Genomic DNA, 379 nt, shown 5'->3' on the forward strand with positions numbered 1-379 from the left:
CGTCCGTGAAGCCGGCTTCGGCGCTGGATCTCATCGGGGGCATCACCAGCGGGGTGACCGAGGGCGCCTCCGGCGGTGACAGCACCACGGGCGGCGACACGACCACCACCGGTGGCGACGACAGCACCGGTGGTGACACCTCCACCTCGGGCGGCGACACCACCACCACCGGCGGCGACAGCACCACGGGTGGCGACAGCAGCACCGGCGGTGACACGACCACGATCGGCGGCGTCGCCTCGATCGGTGGCGACGACAGCACCGGCGGTGACAGCACCACCGGCGGCGACGACAGCACCGGTGGCGACACCACGACCGGTGGCGACACCTCCACCTCGGGTGGCGACACCACCACCACCGGCGGCGACAGCAGCACCGG

Annotated in this window: 1 protein-coding gene; it reads left to right on the forward strand. The window is 73.1% G+C overall.

Going from position 1 to position 379, the window contains the following annotated elements:
- Positions 1-53 precede the first annotated feature (53 nt).
- On the forward strand, positions 54-379 hold a 326-nt coding region (locus AC5RWQ_RS30790; RefSeq protein ID WP_494286099.1), incomplete at its 3' end, for a hypothetical protein.

It is taken from the genome of Micromonospora sp. BS32 (assembly GCF_059089345.1).